This window comes from Planomicrobium stackebrandtii, from assembly GCF_030814955.1.
GTDB classification, from domain to species: Bacteria; Bacillota; Bacilli; order Bacillales_A; family Planococcaceae; genus Planococcus; species Planococcus stackebrandtii.
Map to the genome: position 1 here is coordinate 382,530 of NZ_JAUSWB010000003.1, position 25,053 is coordinate 407,582.

The 25,053-nt window shown below is 45.1% G+C and carries 18 protein-coding genes, 1 rRNA gene and 2 riboswitches; of the genes, 18 read left to right on the plus strand and 1 reads right to left on the minus strand.

Translation table 11 applies throughout. The annotated features are described in order from the left end of the window. Nucleotides 1–159 precede the first annotated feature (159 nt). From QOZ98_RS07875 to QOZ98_RS07885, 3 genes are all read left to right on the plus strand, one after another. A complete protein-coding gene (locus QOZ98_RS07875; RefSeq protein WP_308786925.1) occupies nt 160–1,419 on the plus strand; it encodes a S8 family peptidase in 1,260 nt (419 codons plus the stop codon). Nucleotides 1,420–1,517: 98 nt separating this feature from the next. Next, nucleotides 1,518–2,756, plus strand: a complete 1,239-nt coding sequence (locus tag QOZ98_RS07880) for a helix-turn-helix domain-containing protein (protein WP_308786926.1) — start codon at nt 1,518–1,520, stop codon at nt 2,754–2,756. Nucleotides 2,757–2,935: 179 nt separating this feature from the next. Continuing rightward, nucleotides 2,936–3,598: a GNAT family N-acetyltransferase gene (locus QOZ98_RS07885; protein WP_308786927.1), complete on the plus strand. Its 663-nt coding sequence runs from the start codon at nt 2,936–2,938 to the stop codon at nt 3,596–3,598. A gap of 107 nt (nt 3,599–3,705) precedes the next feature. Here the strand turns inward: QOZ98_RS07885 and QOZ98_RS07890 are convergent, their stop codons facing one another. Next, nucleotides 3,706–4,206, minus strand: coding sequence for a GNAT family N-acetyltransferase (locus QOZ98_RS07890; protein WP_308786928.1), 501 nt, complete (start codon nt 4,204–4,206; stop codon nt 3,706–3,708). A gap of 317 nt (nt 4,207–4,523) precedes the next feature. On the opposite strand from QOZ98_RS07890, the gene ilvD reads away from it, so the two are divergent. The 15 genes from ilvD to QOZ98_RS07965 form a co-directional block, all read left to right on the plus strand. Further along, complete coding sequence (gene ilvD, locus QOZ98_RS07895) at nt 4,524–6,209, plus strand: dihydroxy-acid dehydratase (protein ID WP_308786929.1); 1,686 nt, start codon at nt 4,524–4,526, stop codon at nt 6,207–6,209. Nucleotides 6,210–6,550: 341 nt separating this feature from the next. Further along, nucleotides 6,551–7,564: a TRAP transporter substrate-binding protein gene (locus QOZ98_RS07900; protein WP_308786930.1), complete on the plus strand. Its 1,014-nt coding sequence runs from the start codon at nt 6,551–6,553 to the stop codon at nt 7,562–7,564. A 73-nt stretch (nt 7,565–7,637) separates the two neighbouring features. Further along, the gene (locus QOZ98_RS07905) at nt 7,638–8,108 is read left to right on the plus strand and encodes a TRAP transporter small permease (RefSeq protein ID WP_308786931.1); all 471 of its coding nucleotides are present in this window, start codon (nt 7,638–7,640) and stop codon (nt 8,106–8,108) included. 2 nt (nt 8,109–8,110) lie between these two features. Next, nucleotides 8,111–9,379: a TRAP transporter large permease gene (locus QOZ98_RS07910; RefSeq protein ID WP_142828414.1), complete on the plus strand. Its 1,269-nt coding sequence runs from the start codon at nt 8,111–8,113 to the stop codon at nt 9,377–9,379. Nucleotides 9,380–9,397: 18 nt separating this feature from the next. Further along, nucleotides 9,398–10,471 (plus strand): tartrate dehydrogenase, encoded by a 1,074-nt coding sequence (locus QOZ98_RS07915; protein ID WP_308786932.1) that lies wholly within the window; start codon nt 9,398–9,400, stop codon nt 10,469–10,471. Nucleotides 10,472–10,483: 12 nt separating this feature from the next. Next, nucleotides 10,484–11,239 carry an SDR family NAD(P)-dependent oxidoreductase gene (locus QOZ98_RS07920; protein ID WP_308786933.1) on the plus strand — a complete coding sequence of 252 codons (756 nt, stop codon included), beginning with the start codon at nt 10,484–10,486 and terminating at the stop codon, nt 11,237–11,239. A 19-nt stretch (nt 11,240–11,258) separates the two neighbouring features. Then, a complete protein-coding gene (locus QOZ98_RS07925; RefSeq protein WP_308786934.1) occupies nt 11,259–12,701 on the plus strand; it encodes an aldehyde dehydrogenase family protein in 1,443 nt (480 codons plus the stop codon). Nucleotides 12,702–13,280: 579 nt separating this feature from the next. After that, nucleotides 13,281–14,750, plus strand: a complete 1,470-nt coding sequence (locus QOZ98_RS07930) for a nicotinate phosphoribosyltransferase (protein WP_308786935.1) — start codon at nt 13,281–13,283, stop codon at nt 14,748–14,750. A 12-nt stretch (nt 14,751–14,762) separates the two neighbouring features. Next, nucleotides 14,763–15,590 carry an ammonia-dependent NAD(+) synthetase gene (nadE, locus tag QOZ98_RS07935; protein WP_308786936.1) on the plus strand — a complete coding sequence of 276 codons (828 nt, stop codon included), beginning with the start codon at nt 14,763–14,765 and terminating at the stop codon, nt 15,588–15,590. Between the two features lie 161 nt (nt 15,591–15,751). Beyond that, nucleotides 15,752–16,702, plus strand: coding sequence for an AAA family ATPase (locus QOZ98_RS07940; RefSeq protein ID WP_142828420.1), 951 nt, complete (start codon nt 15,752–15,754; stop codon nt 16,700–16,702). Then, complete coding sequence (locus tag QOZ98_RS07945) at nt 16,699–17,913, plus strand: DUF58 domain-containing protein (protein WP_308786937.1); 1,215 nt, start codon at nt 16,699–16,701, stop codon at nt 17,911–17,913. The genes QOZ98_RS07940 and QOZ98_RS07945 overlap by 4 nt, the downstream gene beginning before the upstream one ends. Next, nucleotides 17,910–20,096: a transglutaminase domain-containing protein gene (locus QOZ98_RS07950; protein WP_308786938.1), complete on the plus strand. Its 2,187-nt coding sequence runs from the start codon at nt 17,910–17,912 to the stop codon at nt 20,094–20,096. The genes QOZ98_RS07945 and QOZ98_RS07950 overlap by 4 nt, the downstream gene beginning before the upstream one ends. 32 nt (nt 20,097–20,128) lie before the next feature. Beyond that, nucleotides 20,129–20,230, plus strand: a riboswitch (purine riboswitch). Between the two features lie 126 nt (nt 20,231–20,356). Further along, entirely contained in the window at nt 20,357–21,895 is a 1,539-nt protein-coding gene (gene guaA / locus QOZ98_RS07955; protein WP_308786950.1) for a glutamine-hydrolyzing GMP synthase, read from the plus strand. Nucleotides 21,896–22,017: 122 nt separating this feature from the next. Next, nucleotides 22,018–22,119, plus strand: a riboswitch (purine riboswitch). Between the two features lie 120 nt (nt 22,120–22,239). Beyond that, on the plus strand, nt 22,240–23,577 hold the full coding sequence (locus QOZ98_RS07960; RefSeq protein WP_308786939.1) for an NCS2 family permease: 1,338 nt from the start codon (nt 22,240–22,242) through the stop codon (nt 23,575–23,577). Nucleotides 23,578–24,866: 1,289 nt separating this feature from the next. Continuing rightward, nucleotides 24,867–25,053, plus strand: a 16S ribosomal RNA gene (locus QOZ98_RS07965); the annotation flags it as partial.

Sequence of the window (25,053 nt, forward strand, 5' to 3'; positions counted from 1 at the left end):
ACGTTTGATTATCTCAATAAATTTCCCAATTACGGAAATATGAAAATTCTGCTAACTTTAGAGATGTGGCAGAGCCGTCAAGCAGAAACGTGTGAAAGTGCGGGACGCCGCAGTTGGATCCAGGCCGCCATAAACCATAATGGAAAAGGGGATTGAACGATGAAGAAATCGGCAAAATTCATTACGACCGCCATGTTGGCAGCTACTTTGCTTCTACCGGCAATGGGCGTCAGCGCAAACAGCGATCTGGCTGAAAAAGCGAATGGCAATGAGAAATTCCGGGTATTGGTTGATACGGCAAATGACAAAGCGCTGCAAAATGCCAAAAACCAGTATGGCGTCCAATGGGATTTTAAAGGCGAAGGATTCACCACCGATATGAACGAGAAACAATTTGAAGCTCTGCAGAAAAATAAAAATATAAAAGTACAAAAAGTCCCAGAATACAGTATCGAAGAAACATCATCTGAACCGTTGGCGAAATATTCGACAATGGCGGCTTCTCAATCTACGCCATGGGGCATTAAAGCCATCTATAACAATGCTAATCTTGCTCAATCTTCCGGAGGGGCAGGCATTAATATCGCGGTACTTGATACTGGCGTAAATGTAAACCATGCAGACTTAGCGAACAATGTCGAACAATGCAAAGACTTTACTCTTAGCGCGAGCATCACAAACGGCACTTGTACAGATCGCCAGGGGCACGGGACACATGTTGCAGGATCAGCGCTTGCAAACGGCAATGGAGGTTTGTATGGAGTAGCTCCGCAAGCAGACCTTTGGGCATATAAAGTATTGGGAGATGACGGATCGGGTTCTTCTGATGACATTGCAGCAGCCATTCGCCACGTTGCGGACCAAGCAACTGCATTAAAGACGAAAGTAGTCATCAACATGTCTCTGGGCTCTTCAGCTGAGAGCAGCTTGATTACAAACGCTGTCAACTATGCTTACAACAAAGGTGTCTTGGTCATTGCAGCAGCAGGAAACTCGGGTCCGTACCAGGGATCTATCGGCTTCCCTGGGGCATTGCAGAATGCAGTGGCAGTAGCCGCACTTGAAAATGTTATCCAAAATGGCACATACCGTGTAGCCGATTTTTCTTCTCGCGGTTATAGTTCCACAGATGGGGACTATGCAATCGGCAAATACGATGTTGAAATTTCAGCTCCTGGTGCTGCCGTTTACTCAGCTTGGTATACAGGCGGCTATGCGACCATCAGCGGAACATCGATGGCTTCCCCGCACGCAGCTGGACTTGCTGCAAAAGTATGGGCGACAAACCCAAGTGCAACCAATGTCCAAGTGCGTGCTAATCTTCAAAACCGTGCAAAAGCATATGATATCCTTTCTGGATCAGGTGCCGGCTATGGCGATGATTATGCATCCGGTTTCGGCTTTGCACGTGTTCAATAAATAGCTAACGAAATCACTGGAAGCGGCAACCCTGTCAAATATGTCAGGGTTGTTTTTTTATGGTATATTTTATTTATTCTGTAAAAAAGGGTGAAATTATGAATGTTGGCTCTATCGTTAAGTATTATCGGACAAAAAACAGCTTAACCCAATCTCAATTGGCAGATGGCATCTGCTCTATTTCCCATTTGAGCAAGATTGAATCCAATGCCTACAGCCCGCATGAATCGACCATCAAAGCGCTGTTAATGAAGATGGGCGTCCAACTGAACAAAGAGGTGGAAAAACATAAGCAGCTGGAGCGGATGATTGGAAAGTTCATCGACTGTTCTCTGCATTATGATCTTGAAACGATGCGGAAAATATACCAGCTGCTGGAATTGGAAAATGATTATATTCAATCTACCGATTTGGTCAATCAGTACGAACTCTATAAATTCCGCTTTTATATATACGATAACGATCTGCTCAAAGCAGGACAGCAGAAAAAGTTGCTGGAACGCATGAAAGCCTCTTTTTTGGCACCGGAGCACTGGGTTTATCAGTTTTTTCAATCACTTTATTGTTCGATGATGGGTGACAATACAAAGTCTCTTGAAGTGCTCAACGGTCTGGATCTTGGCATCCAAAGCATTCCCCAAAAATTCGAAGGGGAATTTTATTATCAAAAGGCACGGATGCTGATCCTTGCTGACCGCTATGAATTTTCGGGGCATTTTGCCGAGCTGGCAGTACGCTCCTTTCAGCTTCACCATAATTACATCCGGCTGTTGCACGCCCAAATGCTCTTGGCCATCAACTATACCCGAAGAAATCTTTTGGTCCAGGCTGAAAGCCTATACGAAGTGCTGATCCGCAACACCCATCTGACAAAACAAACAGCATTGCACAACCAAACCCTCTATAATTACACAGAGCTGCTGCGAATGAAAAATGCACATGGAGAAGCTTTGGAAATCCTTCAAGTATTAAAAGAAAGCATGGAAGAAGATACTTATTTCTACAAAGCAGTGTTAACCAGTTTGTTGGAGTCTATGGTTGAAACAGGACAGAATGCTTCAGTATTGATTGATGAATTAAAAGCGATCAGCGGCAAACTTGAAGATAAATATTTTCATATTTATGCCAATTATTTTGAAAAAAGAAATTTTTCCCAACCGGACCTTATGGCCTATTGTGAGGAAATTATGTTTCCATTTTTCAGAAAACATGGTTATATAAAGGAAACAAAAAGAACTGCTGCAGAACTTGCAGCCCATTACAGCAATCAGCAGCAGTGGAAAGAAGCTTATTTTTATCAAACATACAGCGATGAGAACGGCGGTGAATCAAAATGAAGAAAAAGAAAATAGTTTTTACATCTATCGCATATGCTGCTGCCATGGCCATTGTGGCGCTTGGCGGACCGAATGTATTGCCTCCGATTTAACCGGCTACAAAGCTGCTCGCTCTTGAGCAGCTTTTTTCATTGTCTGGATTCACGTATGATAGAAAATAAAAAGGGGGAAGATTTTTAATGTATAAAAAAACGCAATATGTTTTTAATGAAGGCAAGCCGACCTTCGTGGAAGTCCGCCAATACAAAAAAACTGATTTTCCAGCATTGATCGAAATTCAAAAAGAAAGCTTTCCGCCCCCGTTCCCCCCGGAGCTTTGGTGGAGTGACAAGCAGTTGACGAACCACGTGGAGTTATACCCGGAAGGCGCACTTTGCATCGAGGTCGAAGGAGAAATGGCTGGATCGATTACGGCGCTGCTGACTGATTTTGATCCGGTTCATCCCGAACATTCGTGGGCGGAAGCTACAGACAATGGCTCTATCCGCAATCACAATCCAGTGGGCAAAACCTTGTACATTGTCGACGTCTGCGTCCGGCCGAAATATCGGTCCTTGAAGTTGGGGCAGCTGTTGATGCAAGCTATGTATGAGCAGGTCGTGCAGAATGACTTGGAGCGTTTGCTTGGAGGAGGCAGGATGCCTGGATTCCATAAGTATTCTGGACGGCTAACTGCCGAACAATATGCAGCACAAGTAATAGCGGGGAAAATCAATGATCCGGTCATTTCCTTTTTGCTGCGCTGTGGCCGGACTCCCGTGAGTGTGGTGGCTGATTACCTGGAGGATGAGGAGTCCGAAGGGTATGCTCTGCTGATGGAATGGAAAAATCCTTTTAAGTGAAATAAGGCATCGGAAAAGCAGCCGTTTTCATATCATACAGTTTTGCAACTAAAAACGAATAGAAAGAAAAAAACAAGCCTGAGACTTTCCGGCTTGTTTTTGTATGTTTATAGATTGAGACGGAAAGCTTTGACCACAATGCCATCGTCCAAAGGGATAAAGTCGAGTGAAGCAACGCGTTCAAAGCCCATTTTTTCGTAAAGTGCAATGGCATTTTGCATAAAGCTTCCGGTATGAAGCCCGACAAATTTTTGCTTGCGGATTTTGGAAAGGTCAATGCAATGTTCGACCAATGCCTTGCCGACTCCGCGTGAACGAAAATCAGGGCTGACTGCCAATAACCGGATTTCCGGATACGCAATCGTCTCTTCTTTCCATTCATATGCTTTGGACTCGGCAGGAAACAGCACCACGCTGCCGGCAATTTCTCCGCCGATTTCGGCAACAAACACTTCAACGCCTGGCTGTTGGTCAGTGTCGGAAGCTAAATTAGCTTTCAGCAACCCCCAATGTTTTTGCGAAAGCTCTTCCTGATAAGGCATGTATGAGGCAAGGCGCTGCTCTTTCAATAAATGAAATTCATTCCTCTTAGCTTCACGGATCAACAAATGACCATCTCCTTTTACTTGAAGTTTTCTGCATTGCCAGCGCCACTCGGGAAAATAAGTAAATCCAAATATCTGGTTTTACCAAAGGCCACAACAGGATATTTTAAAGAGTTGATGCGGAAAATGTTATTCTAGACAAGGTAATTATATAGAAATATATTGCATACGACAAGAAAGAAAAAAGGTGGGGGCACATGAAAACGCATACATATGTAAATTGCATGACGATTAAAAAAATAATGGAATATTATTTTTTAATTCATTGAATTCTGACAAATGTGTTCTATAATATATAGAAAAGAAAGGATAGGATAAATATGAAAAAAGATTTGCGCATAAACAGCAAGGTATTTAGTGAAGGGGCAATGAGAGCTCCCAATCGTGCCATGCTGCGGTCTGTAGGCGTGACCGATGAAGATTTCAAAAAACCGATGATTGGTGTCGCCAGTACGTGGAGTGAAGTGACGCCATGTAACATACATATTGATGACTTGGCAATCAGCGCCAAAAAAGGAGCCAGAGAAGCTGGCGGTGTACCCTTTATTTTCAATACCATCACAGTTTCCGATGGGATCTCGATGGGAACGGATGGCATGAAATATTCCCTTTCAAGCCGTGATGTTATTGCCGATTCGATTGAAACGGTAGTAGGTGCAGAAAGCTTGGATGGTTTGGTGGCAATCGGTGGCTGTGACAAGAACATACCGGGTTGTTTAATTGCCATCGCAAACTCTGAAGTGCCGGCTGTTTTTGTCTACGGAGGGACGATTGCCCCAGGCCGCCACAATGGACAGGACATTGACATCGTTTCTGTTTTTGAAGGCGTTGGCCAGCATAACAACGGTGATATCAACAATGATACGCTTCGCAGCATCGAATGTGGCGCATGCCCGGGAGCCGGATCTTGCGGCGGCATGTATACAGCCAATACAATGGCATCAGCTGCAGAAGCAATGGGAATGAGTTTGCCTGGCAGTTCGTCCAACCCCGCGGTATCGGCGGAAAAGCTGGCAGATTGCGAAAAGGCTGGGGCAGCAGTACATAATCTACTGGAACTGGATATTTACCCGAAAGACATCATGACCAAAGAGGCATTTGAAAATGCCATTACTGTAGTCATGGCACTTGGCGGATCGACTAATGCCATCCTGCATCTGTTGGCAATTGCCCACGCTGCAGAAGTGGATTTGACGATTGACGACTTTAACCGTCTGCAGAAAAAAGTGCCGCATTTGGCCGATTTAAAACCGAGCGGAAAATACGTCATGCAGGATCTGCACCGGGTTGGCGGCGTTCAAGCTGTGATGAAAATGCTTCTTGAAGGAGGCTACTTGCACGGGGACTGCATGACAGTCACGGGCAAAACGGTAGCCGAAAACCTGCAGGAAGCTCCAGCGTTGCAAGAAGGGCAAAAAGTCATCATGCCTTTCGACAATCCAAAACGCAAAGATGGTCCGTTGATCGTCCTGAAAGGCAATCTTTCGCCAAGCGGTGCAGTCGCAAAAGTTTCCGGTGTGAAAGTAAAGCGCCACACGGGACCAGCTCGCGTCTATAACAACGAAAAAGAAGCAACTGAAGCCGTTATGGCCAATGAAATCAATGAAGGCGATGTATTGGTTATCCGCTATGTTGGACCAAAAGGCGGTCCGGGAATGCCGGAAATGCTGTCAGTATCGGCAATTCTTGTGGGCAAGGGCATGGATGCATCTGTTGCACTCTTGACGGATGGCCGTTTTTCAGGCGGAACACATGGCTTGGTTGTTGGGCACATTGCTCCGGAAGCTCAGGTCGGAGGGCCAATCGGCTTGTTGAAAGAAGGCGATATCGTTACCATCGATTCAGAGCTTCAGGAAATTTCCATGGATGTTTCTGAATCCGAATTGGAAGAACGGCGCAAGCAATGGATAGCACCGCCACTTCATAGAAAAGGTGTGCTCGGGAAATACGCGCACAATGTTTCCTGCTCTTCAAAAGGTGCCGTTACCGATTATTTAAATCGTTGAATATTTATAACTTAGCGGATTTCGTTTTTATGTGACAAAGACTTTTAAAATATGATTCAGCAGGATTTTCTTCAATCCTGCTGAGCTATTTTAATTAGAAAAGTCTGAATATTAAATCTTTTTTTACCATAGGATTATTGTGCAAACGCTTTAAAAGACGACGTATTTAAAGTTCTATTGAATTCAGGAAATCGTTCCAATTAATATAGGAAAATTAGTTTTTTACGAAAGTTGTCTCAGCACAGGCACGTTGGAAAAATCCGTTTTGCTAACGGATAGATCTCATAATGCAGTGCGGTCGGGATGGCAAATGGAGCAATATCAAAAAGGGGGAAACGAAGATGGCGAAAAAGAAGTTTGGATTTGTTTCAGTAATGTTAGCAGGTACTTTGGCCTTAACGGCTTGCGGAGGAGCTGACAGCGATTCATCATCAGGCGAAGAAGGATCGGGAGAAACGTATGTTTTGCAGGCTGGGCACTCATTGCCCGATGACCATCCTTACCACCTTGGATTTTTAGAGATGGCGGAAGCTGTTGAGGAGCGGACTGACGGGCAAGTAACAATTGAAGTTTTTGCAAACAGTGAAATCGGGGCAGAACGTGAATTGACAGAAGGCATGGGATTGGGAACAGTCGATTTGGTCGTTTCTTCAACAGCTCCTGTTACGAACTTTGTTCCGGAATTAGGGGTATTGGATGTGCCATTCCTTTTCCAGGACCGGGAATCGGCCGTGGAGATTTTAGAAGGGGACATTGGTGATGAATTGTTCGCTAAAATGGAAGAAAATGGAATTATCGGTTTGTCATGGGGAGAAAATGGCTATCGCCACATCACCAATGCCATTCGCCCAATTGAAACACCGGAAGATTTAGAAGGCCTGAAAATCAGAACACAGGAAAACGAAATTCATTTAGCCGCATTTGAGGCATTGGGCGCACAGCCGACTCCAATGGCTTGGACTGAAGCAATCACCGCGTTGCAGCAAGGCGTGGTAGATGCACAGGAAAATCCAGCAATTGTTGCGGACCAGTTCAGTCTATATGATGCAAACCAAAAATATATGAGTTTAACAGGACATGTTTATTCGGTAGCTATTTACATGATGAGCCAGCAGACTTACGATGAATTGCCGGAAGAGTTGCGGGATATCGTTATGGAAGAAGGCCAGAAAGCCGGAGCCAGAGAGCGTGACCTGATTGTCGAGATGGAAGAAGAATCCATTCAGACGCTGAAGGATAACGGTGTGGAAATTATTGAAGATATTGATACTGCGCCATTCCAAGAAGCTGTACAGCCTGTCTATGAAACAATTGAACACCAGGATCTATTAAATGAGATTTTGGACGCTCAGTAAAACAAATGATCAACTAAAGAAAATCTGAAAAAGAGAGAAATCATTCTCTCTTTTTTATATCGGGGGAAGGACGATGAACAAATTAATCGGCTATATGAATTTTGGCATTAAACATGTCTTGAACATTATTATGGGTCTGCTGGTTACGGTTGTTTTTCTTCAGGTTATTTTCCGGTTCATACTGAATTCACCGCTTGCCTGGACCGAAGAATTGGCACGATACAGCTTGATTTGGCTGACGTTTTTAGGTGCAGCTTATGCGATGTCGACAAAAGCTCATATCGGTATGGAGTTTTTTGTTAATTTGTTTGGCGTTTCTGTTCGTAAAGCGCTGTATATTGCAGCAACGTTCGCAAGTTTGCTTTTTTTCCTGCTGATGGTAATAGAAGGCTATGACTTGGCAATGCAGGGAATGTCTCAAACGTCACCGGTCCTGCGGATTCCAATGGGGATGATTTATATGATCATTCCAGTAAGCGGAGTGGTTTTGATCATCAATATGGCCTCGCAATTTTCAAAAGACTTTAAAAGCGGGGGTGTTTGAAGATGGCATTGGTGCTGTTTATTTTATTGATGGCTTTATTTTTAATTAATGTTCCAATTGCAGTGGCGCTTGGTCTCGCTTCTACTCTCGTGTTTTTTATCGATGGCAACGTTTCTTTGATCGTCATTATTCAGCGGATGTTCAATTCGGTTGACTCGTTTCCTTTAATGGCTATTCCCTTTTTCATTCTTGCCGGTAAATTGATGGAAAGCGGCGGGATTTCCCGGCGTCTGATTCATCTGGCCAATGTGATTTTTGGCCGTGTCAAAGGAGGGCTTGGCATTGTGTCGATCGTTGCCTGCGCCTTTTTCGCCGCCATTTCGGGTTCTGCTGCTGCTACAACTGCGGCAGTAGGGGCTTTGATGATTCCGGCAATGGTCAATAAAGGGTATGACAAAAGTTTTGCGACCGCCATCCAGGCAGCAGGCGGAACCATCGGCATCATGATTCCACCAAGTGTACCGCTGGTGCTTTACGGTGTAGCAGCTGGGGTTTCCGTCAGTGAATTATTTATCGCAGGAATCGTACCTGGTTTGTTCGTTATGGTTTCGCTGATCCTACTGGTTTACCTGATTTCCTTGAAAGAAGGATATGGCGGAGGCGAAAAGTTCGGCTTCAAAGATTTCTTTAAGGCATTTCTCGATGCTTTTTTGGCATTGATGATGCCAGTGATCATTTTAGGTGGTATTTACGGAGGGATTTTCACACCGACAGAAGCTGCAGTTGTGGCAGTAGTTTACGGATTAATCGTCGGGGTCTTTATTTACCGTGAAATCAAGTTGGCAGATTTGTCGAAGATTTTTTCTTCCTCTGTTGTAGTGACAGCAGTCATCATGTTCATAATCGCAGGGGCTTCCGTATTCGGCTACTATTTGACGCGGCAGCGCATCCCCGCAGAACTGACCGAGTTGATGCTTAGTGTGACGGATAATTGGATCATAGCTTTATTAATCATCAACTTGCTGTTACTAATTTGTGGTGTTTTTCTGGAAACTTCAGCAGCCATCATTATTTTAACGCCAATTCTCGTACCAATTGCCAACGCTCTTGGAATTGATCTTGTGCATTTCGGCATTATCATGATTGTCAATCTGGGAATTGGGTTTATCACACCACCAGTCGGCGTCAATTTATTTGTTGCGGCGAACATTGCAGGGACGAAGTTTGAAAGTCTGCTGAAAGCGATTGTTCCATTTATCCTGATTATGATTGTTGATGTACTCATTATTTCGTTTATTCCAGGAATCAGTTTATTCCTTCTTGGAGATTAAATAATTGGAGGAGAGTTTATGACAGCTTATCAAATAGCGGTGCTTCCCGGAGACGGGATTGGACCGGACGTCACAAAAGAAGCAGTGAAAGTTTTGGAAGCGTTAAAGCAGCAGGATGCCACTTTCAATATTGAGTTTAGAGAATTTGAATGGGGCAGTGAGTATTACTTGAAACACGGGCATATTATGCCCTCAAATGGGTTGGAGCAACTCAGGGAATTTGATGCGATTCTGTTTGGTGCAGTGGGAGACAAAAGGGTGCCGGATGAAGTGACTATCTGGGAGCTGATTATGCCGATCCGCAAAAACTTTCAGCAATACGTTAATATGCGTCCGATCAGACGCTTGGCGGGCATTGAATCTCCATTGAAAAATGATCAGCCGATTGACTTTATGGTGTTCCGTGAAAATGCAGAAGGGGAATATTCGAATATTGGCGGCCGGCTATACCAGCAGCAATCGCAGGAAATGGCGATACAAAATACAGTCATCACCAAACAGGGTGTCGAGCGCATTGCCAAATATGCATTCGAATACGCCAAAAAAAATAATAAATCCAAAGTTACCAGTGCCACTAAATCCAATGCCATCATCCATTCGATGAAGCTGTGGGATGAGGTGGTCGAAGCGGTGGCGAAAGATTACGGCGATATCGAACTCGAAAGCAACTTCATCGATGCCCTGGCCGCTTATTTTGTCATGCGTCCGGAGTCATTTGAAGTGGTAATTGCTTCAAATCTATTCGGAGATATTTTAACGGATCTCGGAGCGGCACTAGTTGGGGGATTGGGTGTATCGCCATCCGGCAATATCAACCCCGAAGGCGAATTCCCTTCCATGTTCGAAGCTATTCACGGTTCGGCACCGGACATTGCAGGCAAAGGAATCGCCAACCCGATCGCCCAAATATGGTCAGCTGCTTTAATGCTGGATCATTTAGGGCGTACGGACCTGTCCACAGCAATTGTTGAAGCCATCGAACAGGTACTCCAAGAAGGAAAGGTGCTGACACCGGATCTCGGAGGCAATTCCACGACGCAGCAAGTCGGATCAGCAATTGCAGAAAAGCTTAAACAGCTCGTAACCAAATAGGAGGAGATTTGAATGAACGTAGACAATAAAGTAGCGATTGTCACCGGTGCCGGCGGCGGAATGGGCAAAGTGGTCGTTGAGCAATTTCTCGCACAAGGAGCAAAAGTGGCAGGCATCGACATCCAAGTCGATGGGCTAGCTGAACTTGAAACTCAATACCCGGGCCAGTTGCTGGTCATCGAAGGCAATTTAACGGACGAACAGAGTGTAGAAGACGCAGTTAAAAAAACTGCCGAGCTGTTCGGGCAGGTCGATGTATTGGCAAACGTCGCCGGGATTGCACAGGCGGCTACTGATATTGAAAATGTGTCCTTGAAGGATTGGGAACGCATCATGTCGATCAATTCAACAGCCGTTTTTTTAACTTCACGTGCAGTCGTGCCTTATATGAAACAGCAGAATAGCGGCTCAATCATCAATATCGCCTCTGTTTCTGTCGATCGCCCACGTCCGGGATTGAATGCCTATGTAGCTTCTAAGGGCGCGACGATTTCGTTGACAAAAGCGCTGGCCATTGAATTGGCGCCTTACAATATTCGGGTTAATGCGATCAACCCTGGCCCAGCTGATACGAAGATGCTGGGGGAATTTACAGCAGCGGGCAGTGATGAAGGCGAAGCCAAAGAAAATATATTCCGCAAAAGCGTGCCGCTGGGTGACTTGATCACTCCGGAGGCGATTGCCAATTGTGTATTGTATCTCAGTTCCGACTTGGCAAAAATGATGACGGGCAGTGTAGTGAATGTCGACGGAGGACGCGGAATCTAATTGAAAAGAGGCGCAAAAAGTGAAAAAACAGCAGATGTATATAAATGGAAAGTGGATAGGCAGTATCGGAAATGACTGGTTTGAAACAAAAAATCCGGGGACTGGTGAAGTGCTGGCAGAAATTCCAAGAGGGAAAAAAGAAGATGTAGATGCGGCAGTCGAAGCTGCCCGCACAACATTTGAATCAGAGGAATGGCAGTCTTTCCCGCCGATTGAAAGAGGGCGGATTTTACATAAAGTGGCAGATGCTTTACGGGCAGATGCGGAAGAAATTGCTTTGCTGGAAACGCTGGATACCGGTAAACCGTTGACCCAGGCACGAAAAGATGTTGAGGCATCGGCCCTCTACTTTGAATATTATGCAGGAATGGCCGATAAGATTTTTGGTGAGACCATACCGGTTCAGCCGGGAATACTGGATTACACGCTGCGGGAACCGATTGGCGTAACGGCGCACATTGTCCCTTGGAACTACCCGCTGCAAATCATATCCCGCTCTACGGCCGCTGCAATTGCGACAGGCAATACTGTTGTCGCAAAACCCGCGGAAGACACACCATTGACCGCCATCAAACTGGCCGAGATCTTTGATCAAACCGATTTGCCAAAAGGTGTCTTTAATCTGGTGACTGGCTATGGCTATGAAGCGGGAGCAGCGATTTCCGAGCACCCGGATGTTGACCACATTACGTTCACCGGTTCAGTCCAAACAGGTTCTGCCGTCATGATGGGAGCAGCAAAAAACGTCAAGCCGGTAACGCTGGAACTTGGCGGGAAATCACCAAATATTGTTTTTGATGATTGCGATCAAGAAGAGGCAGTGGACTGGGTGGTGCGTTCAATTATTCAAAATGCCGGCCAGACCTGTTCCGCCGGTTCTCGTCTGCTCATTCAAGACTCCATCAAAGAGGAATTTTTGAAAAAAGTCGTGGCAAAAATGGAAGCGATTCAAATCGGCAAAGGGGTAGACGACCTGGACCTCGGTCCGATTCTGAATGAAAAGCAATTTTCACGTATTCTGGAATTCATGGATGTTGCCAATAAAGAAGGAGCCGCCTTCCTGACAGGCGGCAAGCGCCAGGAAACAGCCGGACTTGAAAACGGCTACTTTTTCCAGCCCACTGTCATAGATGGACTGTCACCAAAAAGCTATGTGGCACAGGAAGAAATTTTTGCGCCAGTTGTTGCCGCGTTTTCATTTGAAACAGAGCAGCAGGCGATTGAATTGGCCAATGGCACGGATTACGGTCTGGTGACAGGGATTTGGACAAAAGATGGAGCCCGGGCACATCGGGTAGCCAGCAAAATTCGTGCCGGGCAGGTTTTCATCAACAACTACGGTGCAGGCGGCGGAGTGCAGATGCCATTTGGCGGATACAAAAAAAGTGGATTTGGACGGGAAAAAGGGCTGGAAGCTTTGCGCAATTACACCATATTGAAGAATGTGGCACTGAAGTATTAAAGATTTGGACATTGGAAAAGGGCTATCCTCAATGTGAGGACAGCCCTTTGTTTGTTTAAGGTAACTATAATTTGTTTTGACTCAATTTTTCAACCCTTTTGACAGGGGAATCATTTCCATTGAAAGTGTTACTTTCAGTACCGCGGTCATTGTTCCACTGGTTGCTTTCTAACTTAAGCAACGTAAACCCTACCTTCTTTTACGTCCTTGCGATCCTTAAATCGCGCCAGTGTGAATAAGTATTCTCAAAAACATTATCGTAGAATGCCAGATTATCAAAATTTACCAGTTACCTTTGTGTTAACTAGATAAGTGTCTCACAGACTTTGATAAATGTCAATGAAGAGATTTGAGTAGAATAGAAAAACTGCTTGATGTTGTATAGAAGGAACGGCACATAGATCGTTTTGGACCGATTAGGCGCTAGCCCGCAAATCAGATAGAAACCTGAGCTTCAGATTTTCCTGATTTCCAGCTGCCCGAACAACTAATATAGCCTAAGATGACTTTTATTTTTTGTCTTTCCTTTATTGGTGTATAATTGTAGGCATTACTGATGGTGGAAGAAGGAGACTCTTTATGGATAAGCATTATGCGGATGACAGTTTGGCATTACATACAGATTTATATCAAATCAATATGTCGGAGGCTTATTGGGCAGATGGCATGCACGAGCGGAAAGCGGTATTTGAATTATTTTTCCGCAAATTGCCTTTTGGCAATGGCTACGCCCTTTTTGCCGGATTGGAACGTGTGCTGGATTACTTGAAAAACTTCAAATTTACGGACAGTGATTTGGATTATCTTCAGGAAGAGCTTGGTTATAAACAGGATTTTCTTGATTATTTGCGGACAGTCCGATTTACGGGAGATGTTTATTCGGTGATGGAAGGTGAACTGGTCTTCCAAAACGAAGCATTGATTCGTGTAGAAGCACCTCTTGTGGAAGCTCAATTAATCGAAACTGCTTTATTGAACATCGTTAACTACCAAACCTTAATTGCTACCAAAGCAAGCCGCATCAAGCAAATTGTAAAAGATGAGCGTGTCATGGAATTTGGAACGAGGCGTGCGCAGGAAATGGACGCCGCCATTTGGGGTACGCGTGCTGCTTACATTGGCGGGCTTGAAGCGACCAGCAATGCACGGGCAGGCAAGAAGTTCGGCATTCCGGTAGCAGGGACTCATGCCCATTCGATGGTACAGGCTTACAAAGATGAATATGAGGCTTTCCATGCCTATGCGAAACGCCATAAAGACTGCGTCTTTTTAGTGGATACATACGATACATTAAAATCGGGGTTGCCGATTGCCATAAAAGTGGCGCAGGAGCTGGGAGATCAAATCAATTTCCACGGAATCCGGTTGGACAGCGGTGATATTGCATTCTTATCCAAAGAAGCACGGAAAATGCTGGATGCCGCAGGTTTTCCGGATGCAGAAGTAGTGGTTTCCAACGACCTGGACGAATACACCATTTTAAACTTGAAAGCTCAGGGAGCCCGTGTAGATTCCTGGGGGATTGGGACGAAACTGATTACTGCCTATGATCAGCCTGCGCTGGGGGCAGTATATAAGCTAGTAGCAATTGAAAATGAAAACGGTGAAATGGAAGATACCATAAAAATTTCAGGAAATGCAGAAAAAGTCACTACTCCAGGACTGAAAAGCGTTTACCGGATCATAGATAGGGAAAATGGGAAATCAGAAGGTGATTACATTGCGATGCATGATGAAGATCCTGCTTCTGAAGAGCGTTTGAAAATGTTCCATCCTGTCCATACCTTCGTATCGAAATTCGTGACAAATTTTGAAGCAGTCAATATTCATCACAAAGTTATTGAAGATGGACAGGTGGTTTACGAAAACCCAAGTTTGCCTGAAATGCAGGCTTATGCAAGAAAAAACATGGACCTGTTATGGGATGAGTATAAACGCTCACTGAATCCTGAAGAATATCCGGTAGACCTCAGCCAGAAATGCTGGGACAACAAAATGAAGAACATCCAGGAAGTGCGCCAGGCAGTCCATGATTATATTCGAGACTAAGGGGGATTCAGAATGTCTACTTTGCAACAGCAGATTATTGAAGAACTGAAAGTGCAGCCTTCCATCCAACCAAAAGAAGAAATTGAACGCACGGTGTCATTTTTAAAAGAGTATCTCAAGCGCCATTCGTTCTTAAAAGGATTTGTACTGGGAATTTCAGGCGGCCAGGATTCCACATTGCTTGGCAAGATGGCCCAGATGGCAATCGATCAGTTGAATGAAGAAAATGCTGGTCAGGAGTACGGGTTTTATGCCATCCGCTTGCCATACGGAGTGCAGTTTGACGAACATGATGCCAAAGACGCGCTGGATTTTATTCAGCCGACTAAACTTTACACGATCAACATCAAAGAAGCTGTTGACGCGAGCGATCGGGCATTGGAACAGGCCGGCATAGAGCTGTCCGATTTTGCAAAAGGCAACGAAAAGGCCCGTGAGCGGATGAAGGCCCAATATTCAGTGGCAGCCATGCATAAGGCCGTTGTTTTGGGAACAGATCATGCGGCAGAGGCGATTACCGGATTTTATACGAAGTTTGGGGACGGTGCAGCGGATTTGACCCCGCTGTTTCGCTTGAACAAGCGCCAGGGACGGGCTATGTTAAAAGAACTTGGTGCTCCTGAACATCTGTACATGAAAATACCGACTGCGGATCTGGAAGAAGACAAACCGGCGATTCCTGATGAAATAGCTCTCGGAGTAACATACGAAATGATCGATGATTATTTGGAAGGCAAAAAAATTCCGGCAGACGCTCAGGAGAAGCTGGAAGGCTATTATTTGAGAACACAGCACAAGCGGCAGCTGCCTATTACAGTGTTTGATGATTTCTGGAAATAACAAGAAAAAGCAAGGTCTCTTCGGGAGATCTTGCTTTTTTTATGGGCAAAGCGATAGAGGGAAAAACCGGCGCAGTTGAGTTATTATCCATTATTCGTTATGATTACGATAAGATTGTGATAATTCAAAACATTTTCTGATTTGTATTGGAGGAACTATAGATGAATGCAAAAGAGCGGTTGGAACAAGTAATTGATAATATTGAAAAAGTGATTATCGGCAAGCGCAATATTGTAGAGTTGAGCATGGTGGCGATGCTGTCTCATGGACATGTTTTGCTTGAGGATGTTCCAGGTGTCGGAAAAACGATGCTGGTCCGTGCCTTGGCGAAATCAGTAGGAGCCGATTTCAAACGGATTCAGTTTACGCCGGATTTGCTGCCGTCGGATGTTGTCGGTGTCTCCATCTATAACCCGAAAGACATGGAATTCCACTTCCGCCCAGGGCCGATCATGGGCAATATCATTTTAGCTGATGAAATCAACCGGACCTCACCAAAAACGCAGTCTTCTCTTCTTGAAGCAATGGAAGAAGCTTCGGTCACCATTGATGGTGTCACGATGCAGATCCCTAAACCATTCTTTGTCATGGCAACGCAAAATCCGATTGAATACGAAGGCACTTACCCACTGCCGGAAGCCCAGCTTGATCGCTTTTTATTGAAGATCAAAATGGGGTATCCGACGCCTAAAGAAGAAATGGAAGTACTGAACCGTGCACGGTCCGCAGCGCCAATTGAAGAATTGACCTCAGTAATTTCCCTCAACGAGCTGCTGGAACTTCAGGAGCAGGTGAAAACCATTAAGGTGGACGAAACTATCCGCAGCTATATTGTCGATTTGTCCAGGCAGACCCGACAGGATTCCTACGTATATTTGGGTGTAAGTCCGCGTGGTTCGATTGCACTGATGAAAGCTTCGCAAGCCTATGCTTTGTTAAGAGGCCGGGATTATGTAACACCGGATGATGTTCAGTATTTGGCGAAGTTCGTTTTCGGCCATCGCATCATGCTTCGATCAGAAGCCCGTTATGATGGCATAACAGCAGAAGAAATTACAGAACGAATTTTAGCGAAAACACGCGTGCCTGTTCAAAGGCTAGTTGGCCAATGAATCGACTGAAAAAAATTATAAGTTTATGGGGGCGTCTGCTCCTCGTTTTATTTATCCTTTTTTTAACGTTTTCTTTTGCCATGTTCCAGGGAGGATTTGTCAGTTGGTTTATTTTTTATATGTCTCTGCCGTTTATCCTCTATTCGGTTCTGCTTACTTTTTATCCGTTGCAGGATGTCGAAGCCTCCAGGGAAATTCATACGGCGCAGGTCCGTAAAGGCGGAAGTTTTTCAGCGACAGCCACTATTTACCGGAAAACCCCGTTTCCATTGCTGTACACCGTTTTAAGAGAACAAACCACTTCACCTTCATTAAACAAAAGAATGGCTGGCCAGCAGCAGAAAATGATTGTTCCGGGATTCCGAAAAAGGTATTCCTGGACTTATGCGGTCGACCAGATGCCGAGAGGAGAACATGTACTGGAAGGAATTCACCTGGAAGTCGCTGATTTTTTCGGCTGGGTGAAAAAAAACCGGCTGTTGCCGGTCCAGCAAATTGTGTTGGTTTATCCGACTACTGTAGAAATCACCTACCGGCCGATGGAGTCGCGCTATGATCAAGGCTCAATGGCGGCTCCTTTTACGCTGGTGAAGGATACCACCATGGCAAGTGGAATCAGGGATTACCAGCCTGGCGACCGCGTCTCGTGGATTCATTGGAAATCATATGCACGCACCCAGACTTTGCGCACGAAAGAATTTGAAGATCGCCAATCGCAAGAACTTTTTTTGTTGGATGACCGAAAGGCTTCAAAAAATTTCGAGCTGCAGGTAGAGCTGGTTGCATCCATTCTGCAGTCGGTAGTTCGGGCCAATTCGAGCCTGGCCTATCTGTCTGTTGGCCAAAATCCCAATTATTTTCCTCTGATCCAAACGGAGGAACACCTGCAGCGGGTGATGTATCATTTGGCGAAAGTGCAAAGCGATTTGGATAAGCCAGCTGATCAGGCGATTGGCCGTGAGCTTCAGCAGATGAACACTTCCAGTCTGCTTTATGTGACCTGCCAATTGACAATGGACATGGTGCAGGCGATTAGAAAAAACGCTAAAAATTTAAGCAATTGCATGTGTTTGGTTGTTGCCGATAAAGGTGAACCATTACTTAAAGAAGATGAAGAAGTTCACCAGTTTGCACGTTCGAAAGGATTTGTAGTCAAGCGGGTGAGTCCAGAGAACTTTGCAACAGTGTTTACGGAGGTGAATCGCCAATGACTTCCATAAGGAAAAATAAATTGTTTATGGCTGTGTTATATGCACTGGTTTTCTTTATGCTGGCTGAATGGCTGACGCCTGTTATTGTGCTGACGGCAACGGGCCATAAAGCATTGTTTTTGATTTTTGTGGCTGCGGGGTTATTAATGGCTTTTTTACGGGTTCCGTGGTGGTTTTCCGGACCTTTAAAAACTTTGTATATCTTATGGTTTATCGTTTATGTCTATACCGGCAATGTGTTTTTTACGAGTGAAGCCATTGCTTTTCTCTGGACAGATTTCGGTCTGAATTTCTCTGCCCTAATGTCCCAGAACTGGGCTGGAACGACGGATGTTTTCCGCACCGTCCTGTTTTTCGTTTTGTTGTGGATGGCGATTTATTTGATCCATTACTGGGTGAGCTTCAGGTTGAGTATCTTCCTGTTTTATTTGCTGACTGTCATCTTCATCGCGGTACTGGATACTTTCAGTCCGTATTCGGGAGAAACGGCCATCATTCGGATTATGGTCATTGGCTTGCTTCTCGCGGGCCTGCTGCATTTGGCGCGTTGGATGGAAGGGCATCGCATATTGGAGCGAACGGATAAACTGGCTATGTTTGCCGTGCCGCTCGTTTTATTGGTGGCGGGCTCAACTGCTTTGGCATTGTATCTGCCAAAAGCCGGTCCGATTTGGCCGGATCCGGTTCCGTTTATCACCTCGTTCTCTGGACAAGGGGGTGTCGGAAGTGGAGGCAATGTGGGCAGAATAGGTTACGGAGTGGATGATTCGCGGCTGGGTGGTTCTTTTATCGGAGACGATACAGCCGTTTTCCAAGCAGAAGTGTCGGAAGGCCAGTATTGGAAGGTCGAATCGAAAGATTATTATACGACAAAGGGCTGGGAACTTACCGAGAACGTAGGTGAATCATTCGTCTACGGAAACAGTGAAACTGTTGAAACAGATTTTGTTTTGGATGAAGAAGAAGAACTGGAATCGGCTCGCTTATCGATGGAACAGGGATTCCCGTTTGTCCTTTATCCATATGGAACCGAATCTTTTACAATGGAAGAGTCATTGGACTACCAGTATAGTACTGTGGATCAGCGCTTTGAAACTTATCAAGATGGGGAAGAGTTCGAACCTGAAGCTTATGAAATCAGCTTTACTGAGCCGAGCTATAGCCTGACTGCTTTACGCGATACAAGCCCGGAAGAATTAGCGGAGCTGCCTGCCGAGTTTGACCGGTTTTTGCAATTGCCGGATGGGCTGCCCGAACGTGTGGGTGATTTGGCGGCGGAAGTTACTGAAAGCAGTGAAACAGTCTATGACAAAACACGCGCAATCGAGCGCTATTTCAGCACATCAGGATTTGAGTACAGCCAATCCGATATTCCAGTGCCTGAGGCTGACGAAGATTATGTAGACCAGTTTTTATTCGAAACACAAAGAGGGTATTGTGATAATTTTTCGACTTCAATGGTGGTCATGTTGCGTTCTTTGGACATCCCCGCCCGTTGGGTCAAGGGATTTAATGAAGGAGAACTGGTCGATTCAGACGGCGATACCGATGTTTATCAAGTGACAAATAATAATGCCCATTCTTGGGTAGAGGCTTATATGCCTGGAGTCGGCTGGATGCTTTTCGAACCGACTATCGGTTTTACCGGAGCTTCTGCGATCGATTTTGATTTAGAACTGGATGCGGACGATCCGGAACAGCCTGAAGAACAGGAACTTCCACTGGCGGAAGATCCGGAAACTGCGGAAGAGGAAGAAGCGGCAATTGCTTCCGGCCCTTCTTTCTGGGACCGGTTTACCGATTCCATTTCAGCGAATCGCTGGAAGATTCTCTGGACGTTAGCTGGACTCGTACTTGCTGCAGCGATACTTTTCAAAATCCGGCATAAATGGATGCCGAAGCTGCTGGTCTCCTATTACCGAAGAGGCAGTGGAGGATCGGCTCGGTTTGAAAAAGCTTACCTGAGATTGTTGAAGCAGCTGGAATTGTACGGCATCAACAGGCGCCCAGGGCAGACATTGAAATCTTATGCAGCTTACATCGATTCGTTTTTCGGCACGAGGGAAATGTCTAAATTGACCGAGGCTTACGAGCGCACGGTTTATGGGGGCGACGAGGAATCGGTTGACTGGCCTGAGTTAAGGGAAAGTTGGGAAAATTTAATCAATCGGACAAGCGGTTGATTTTACGGCTTTTAGCTTGTACAATTGAGAAAATTATAGATTACAGGTGCCCTCATATATGTCCGGTGATATGGATCGGATGTCTCTACCAAGTCCCCGGAAATGACTTGACTATGAAGGTGGATGACGCATGCTTTTTTGACATGTGCATTCGCCTTTTTGATGTAGAGCAGAAGAACGCGAGGTCCAATTTTCGCGTTCTTTTGCTATTTTGAGGCCTGAATTGAATAGAAGAGGTGAAGGTTTTGCCAGTTAGTCCAATGTTGAAAGAGCAGAAAAAAATCGTCGTTTTGGATTTCGGAAGTCAGTACAATCAGTTGATCACCCGCCGCATCCGTGAAATCGGCGTATACAGTGAACTTCATCCACATACCGTCACTGCCGAAGAAATCAAAGACATGAATGCCACAGGAATCATTTTCTCAGGCGGTCCAAATTCGGTATACGACAAAGACGCTTTTTCCATCGATGATGCAATTTTTGAAATGGGCTTGCCGATTTTAGGGATTTGCTATGGCATGCAGTTGATGGCGCTGCACTTGAAAGGAAATGTGGAGAAATCCCAAAACCGCGAGTACGGGAAAGCCGAGCTGAAATTGACTAAAGAAAGCAAGCTTTTCAAAGACCTTCCGGAAGAGCAGGTTGTCTGGATGAGCCACGGCGACTTGGTAACGGCAGCACCTCCTGGCTTTGATGTCATTGGAACAAGTTCTGGCTGCCCAATCGCTTCGATGGCAGACGAAAGCCGCGGATTTTACGGCGTTCAGTTCCACCCGGAAGTTCGCCACACGATCTACGGCAACGACTTGCTGCGTAAGTTCGTCTACGACGTTTGCGGCATGGCAGATGACTGGTCAATGGAAAATTACATTGAGCTGGAAATTGAAAAAATCCGTGAAGAAGTTGGCGACAAAAAAGTTTTATGCGCACTTAGCGGCGGAGTAGATTCATCAGTCGTTGCTGTATTGATCCACAGAGCAATCGGCGATCAATTAACATGCATGTTCGTGGACCACGGTCTTCTTCGCAAAGGTGAAGCGGAAAGCGTCATGAAAACTTTTGCCGACGGATTCAATATGAATGTTATCAAAATTGATGCACGCGACCGCTTCATGAGTAAACTTGAAGGTGTAACCGATCCAGAGAAAAAACGCAAAATCATCGGCAATGAGTTTATCTATGTGTTCGATGACGAAGCTTCAAAACTGGAAGGCATGGACTTCCTTGCGCAAGGAACACTTTATACCGATATCATCGAAAGTGGAACGACTACTGCCCAAACCATCAAATCGCATCATAATGTAGGCGGTTTGCCGGATGATATGCAGTTTAAATTGATTGAGCCTTTAAACACACTGTTCAAAGATGAAGTACGTGTTCTTGGAAAAGAACTTGGCATGCCGGATGAAATTGTATGGCGCCAGCCTTTCCCGGGTCCGGGTCTTGGCATCCGCATCATGGGAGCAGTAACGGAAGAAAAATTGGAAATCGTCCGCGAATCTGACTGGATTCTTCGCGACGAAATAAGCAAAGCCGGCCTTGATCGCGACATTTGGCAATACTTCACCGTCCTGCCGGATCTGCGCAGCGTTGGAGTTATGGGCGATGCCCGTACGTACGATTATGCGATCGGCATTCGTGCAGTTACCTCTATTGACGGCATGACTTCTGATTGGGCCCGCATTCCTTGGGAAGTACTGGAAAAAATCAGTGTCCGCTTAGTCAATGAAGTAGACCACATTAACCGCGTGCTTTACGACATCACGAGCAAGCCGCCTGCTACGATTGAGTGGGAGTAATTTTTGAAGATGCCAGCTGCTATAGCTGGCATCTTTTGTCTTTTACACGAACTTTTTTAATTATTTCACCATAAATGTTCGTGTTTAGTATTGTTCTTTCAGTTTGTACATGTTATATTACGAAAGAAATTAAATAAGCTTGTCGTATAATGTCGGGGATAAGGCCCGAAAGTTTCTACCGAGTTACCGTAAATGACTCGACTACGATTTTAACCCGCTCATTTTTTGGTGAGCAGGGTGCCTTTTATTTTTTTACGTGGAAGGGTAAATCGAACGCATACGGCAAACCGCTGTATGCGTTTTTCTTTTGTAGGGATTATACACAGGCATTCGGAGGAATCAGAATGAAAAAGTATTTTCAGTTTGAAGAACTGGGAACGAACTATCGCCGGGAATTTATCGGCGGACTTACCACATTTTTAGCGATGGCTTATATTTTAGTCGTCAATCCGCTGACATTAACACTAGAGTCAGTTCCGGATCTTCCGGATGCAATGCGCATGGATTACGGAGCTGTCTTTATGGCAACCGCGCTGGCTGCTGCAATCGGATGTTTGGTTATGGGGATATTGGCGAAGTACCCAATCGCTCTTGCTCCAGGCATGGGCCTTAATGCATTCTTTGCCTACACGGTTATTCTAACTTACGGAATTCCTTGGCAAACGGCTTTAACAGGGGTTTTGTTTTCCGGTCTTATTTTTATTCTTATTACTTTGACGGGTCTTCGTGAACTGATCATCAACTCTATTCCTGCCGACTTGAAATACGCAGTAGGAGCTGGTATCGGACTTTATATTACGTTTATCGGACTGCAAAACGCAGGTATCGTTGTCGGGAATCCCGATACGTTGGTTGGTCTAGGAGACCTGTCGGACAGCTCTGCGCTGCTGGCGATCTTCGGTTTGCTTGTCACGGTTATCTTCATGGTCCGGGGCATACAAGGCGGAATCTTTTTCGGTATCATGATCGCGGCAATTGTCGGAATGATTTTTGGCGTTGTCAACTTGCCGAGTGCGATCATTGACTTTAATGTGCCAAGCATGGCACCAACATTCGGTGTCGCGCTTGAACCGATTTTCAATGACTTTGGTTCATTGTTGAATATCCAGTTTCTTGTCGTAGTATTGACATTCCTGTTCGTCGATTTCTTCGACACAGCGGGAACGTTGGTGGCTGTAGCTAATCAAGCTGGTTTAATGAAAGACAATAAACTTCCAAGAGCAGGCAAGGCGCTTTTGGCTGATTCGATTGCTACGGTGAGCGGTTCGATCTTCGGAACGTCAACGACCACTTCGTACATTGAATCAACGGCAGGAGTTGCTGCGGGAGCTCGATCCGGATTTGCCGCTGTCGTCACCGGGGTGCTGTTCCTCGTCTCGATACTCTTTTATCCGCTGCTTGAAGTAATTACGAGCGCGGTGACAGCTCCGGCTTTGGTCATCGTTGGTGTCTTGATGGTTTCGGCTCTTGGGAAAATTGACTGGACAAAATTTGAAATTGCAGTACCGGCTTTTTTGACAATGATTGCTATGCCTCTTGGCTACAGCATTGCAACGGGAATCGCAATTGGTTTTATCTTCTATCCGATCACCATGATTGTTGCAGGAAAGGGCAAGCAGGTTCATCCAATCATGTATGGGTTGTTTGTAATTTTTGTTTTGTATTTCATTTTCATAGCGTAAATATAAAGAATCCACCAGAACGATTGGTGGATTTTTTTCTTTTGATAGTTTGCAAAATCAAGTAGAACACTTCGTCCATGAGTGCTTTGTTCACCATCCTCTGCTTCGGGTATTTATTGATTAACAGGACTGCCGTATTTCAATGGGGTCACTGACGGTGACAAGAAATCCACGCATAGTAGCAATTGGTATTTTTGTCGCTGGCATGAGAAGTGCGGTTTTGCAGAGTGAAAAAATGTTCAGTTCATTTTTGAGTGCGGTGTAAATACAGAACTATTTTCATTAGGGTGGCAGGGGAGAGAGTACTTTCTTACTGAGGTGCGCCGCTCTTTTCATGATATGCTCCGTCATTTTGATGGCGGCTATACCAGCGGGTTTTAGCGTTTGCCCTTTTGCTTCATCGCCGATAGCGTCACCTAAAACAATTCTTCATAAGTTCGGGGAAGATGAATTTAAAACAGAGATGCTCTTTAGAGGCGAGCTATTTTTTTAGTTAGCAAGTCTCGATAGTTTCTGCTGGGCGAGGTCCAAGGTTTCTGGCGCGCGTTTCGCAACGCTTTAATTGATGGGGGAATGGAAAAAGATTTTGACCCGATGTTCAGGTCTCTGTTACGGATAAAGAAAACATTAAAATTCATTAGACTTCCCACATTACGGTCTACTCGGATAGGGCACGATGGGCATAGCCTATCTATGGGGTTTGGGTTGCAAACCGCAATTTACAAGAGTCTGTAAAGAACCCTTTTGTTTTCGGAAGATGCATCTAGTATTACATTTCTTCTTTTATAAAAAGTTTATAGCGTATTATTATAGAAGAAACTTTACGAGCCTTTAGTATTGGGGAATAAGTTGAAGTGGAGACAGGTTAATAAGTATGAGAGACAGGCAAGGATTCAAGACTTTTTTACAAGTTAATTTCAATTGTTGTCCAAGAATAGTAACTCTTTAAATTAAAGGAGAAGGCTTGAATGTAAAGAGGCAATTCCCTTTCAAATTTGTAACGTTTTTGTAATCTTTTTATTGAGAATTTTCTGTTATAATAAAGTGGTACAAAAATCCTCTTTAAAGTGTTGACTCTATAATGTCATCGTGTTATATTAATCAAATCGCCAATGAGCGCGGCGAACAACTTGAACCTTGAAAACTGAACAGCAAAACGTCAACAAACACGCAACGGCCGCGCAAAACGGCCCGCGCAACTTTACTGATCAGCATCATGCAGATCACAAGCGAACCGTGCGTCTTTGGACGGCGGTACGCCAGCAGTATTGAGCAATCAACACTACTCTATAATGGAGAGTTTGATCCTGGCTCAGGACGAACGCTGGCGGCGTGCCTAATACATGCAAGTCGAGCGGAACCTTTGGAGCTTGCTCCAAAAGTTTAGCGGCGGACGGGTGAGTAACACGTGGGCAACCTGCCCTGCAGATCGGGATAACTCCGGGAAACCGGTGCTAATACCGAATAGTTTGTTTC

Coding starts and splice junctions, on each gene's coding strand:
- QOZ98_RS07920 (WP_308786933.1), top strand. CDS start 10,484: ATGAACGTAGACAATAAAGTAGCGATTGTCACCGGTGCCGGCGGCGGA.
- QOZ98_RS07945 (WP_308786937.1), top strand. CDS start 16,699: ATGAATCGACTGAAAAAAATTATAAGTTTATGGGGGCGTCTGCTCCTC.
- QOZ98_RS07900 (WP_308786930.1), top strand. CDS start 6,551: ATGGCGAAAAAGAAGTTTGGATTTGTTTCAGTAATGTTAGCAGGTACT.
- ilvD (WP_308786929.1), top strand. CDS start 4,524: ATGAAAAAAGATTTGCGCATAAACAGCAAGGTATTTAGTGAAGGGGCA.
- QOZ98_RS07940 (WP_142828420.1), top strand. CDS start 15,752: ATGAATGCAAAAGAGCGGTTGGAACAAGTAATTGATAATATTGAAAAA.
- QOZ98_RS07875 (WP_308786925.1), top strand. CDS start 160: ATGAAGAAATCGGCAAAATTCATTACGACCGCCATGTTGGCAGCTACT.
- QOZ98_RS07930 (WP_308786935.1), top strand. CDS start 13,281: ATGGATAAGCATTATGCGGATGACAGTTTGGCATTACATACAGATTTA.
- QOZ98_RS07915 (WP_308786932.1), top strand. CDS start 9,398: ATGACAGCTTATCAAATAGCGGTGCTTCCCGGAGACGGGATTGGACCG.
- QOZ98_RS07885 (WP_308786927.1), top strand. CDS start 2,936: ATGTATAAAAAAACGCAATATGTTTTTAATGAAGGCAAGCCGACCTTC.
- QOZ98_RS07880 (WP_308786926.1), top strand. CDS start 1,518: ATGAATGTTGGCTCTATCGTTAAGTATTATCGGACAAAAAACAGCTTA.
- QOZ98_RS07910 (WP_142828414.1), top strand. CDS start 8,111: ATGGCATTGGTGCTGTTTATTTTATTGATGGCTTTATTTTTAATTAAT.
- QOZ98_RS07950 (WP_308786938.1), top strand. CDS start 17,910: ATGACTTCCATAAGGAAAAATAAATTGTTTATGGCTGTGTTATATGCA.
- guaA (WP_308786950.1), top strand. CDS start 20,357: ATGTTGAAAGAGCAGAAAAAAATCGTCGTTTTGGATTTCGGAAGTCAG.
- QOZ98_RS07960 (WP_308786939.1), top strand. CDS start 22,240: ATGAAAAAGTATTTTCAGTTTGAAGAACTGGGAACGAACTATCGCCGG.
- nadE (WP_308786936.1), top strand. CDS start 14,763: ATGTCTACTTTGCAACAGCAGATTATTGAAGAACTGAAAGTGCAGCCT.
- QOZ98_RS07905 (WP_308786931.1), top strand. CDS start 7,638: ATGAACAAATTAATCGGCTATATGAATTTTGGCATTAAACATGTCTTG.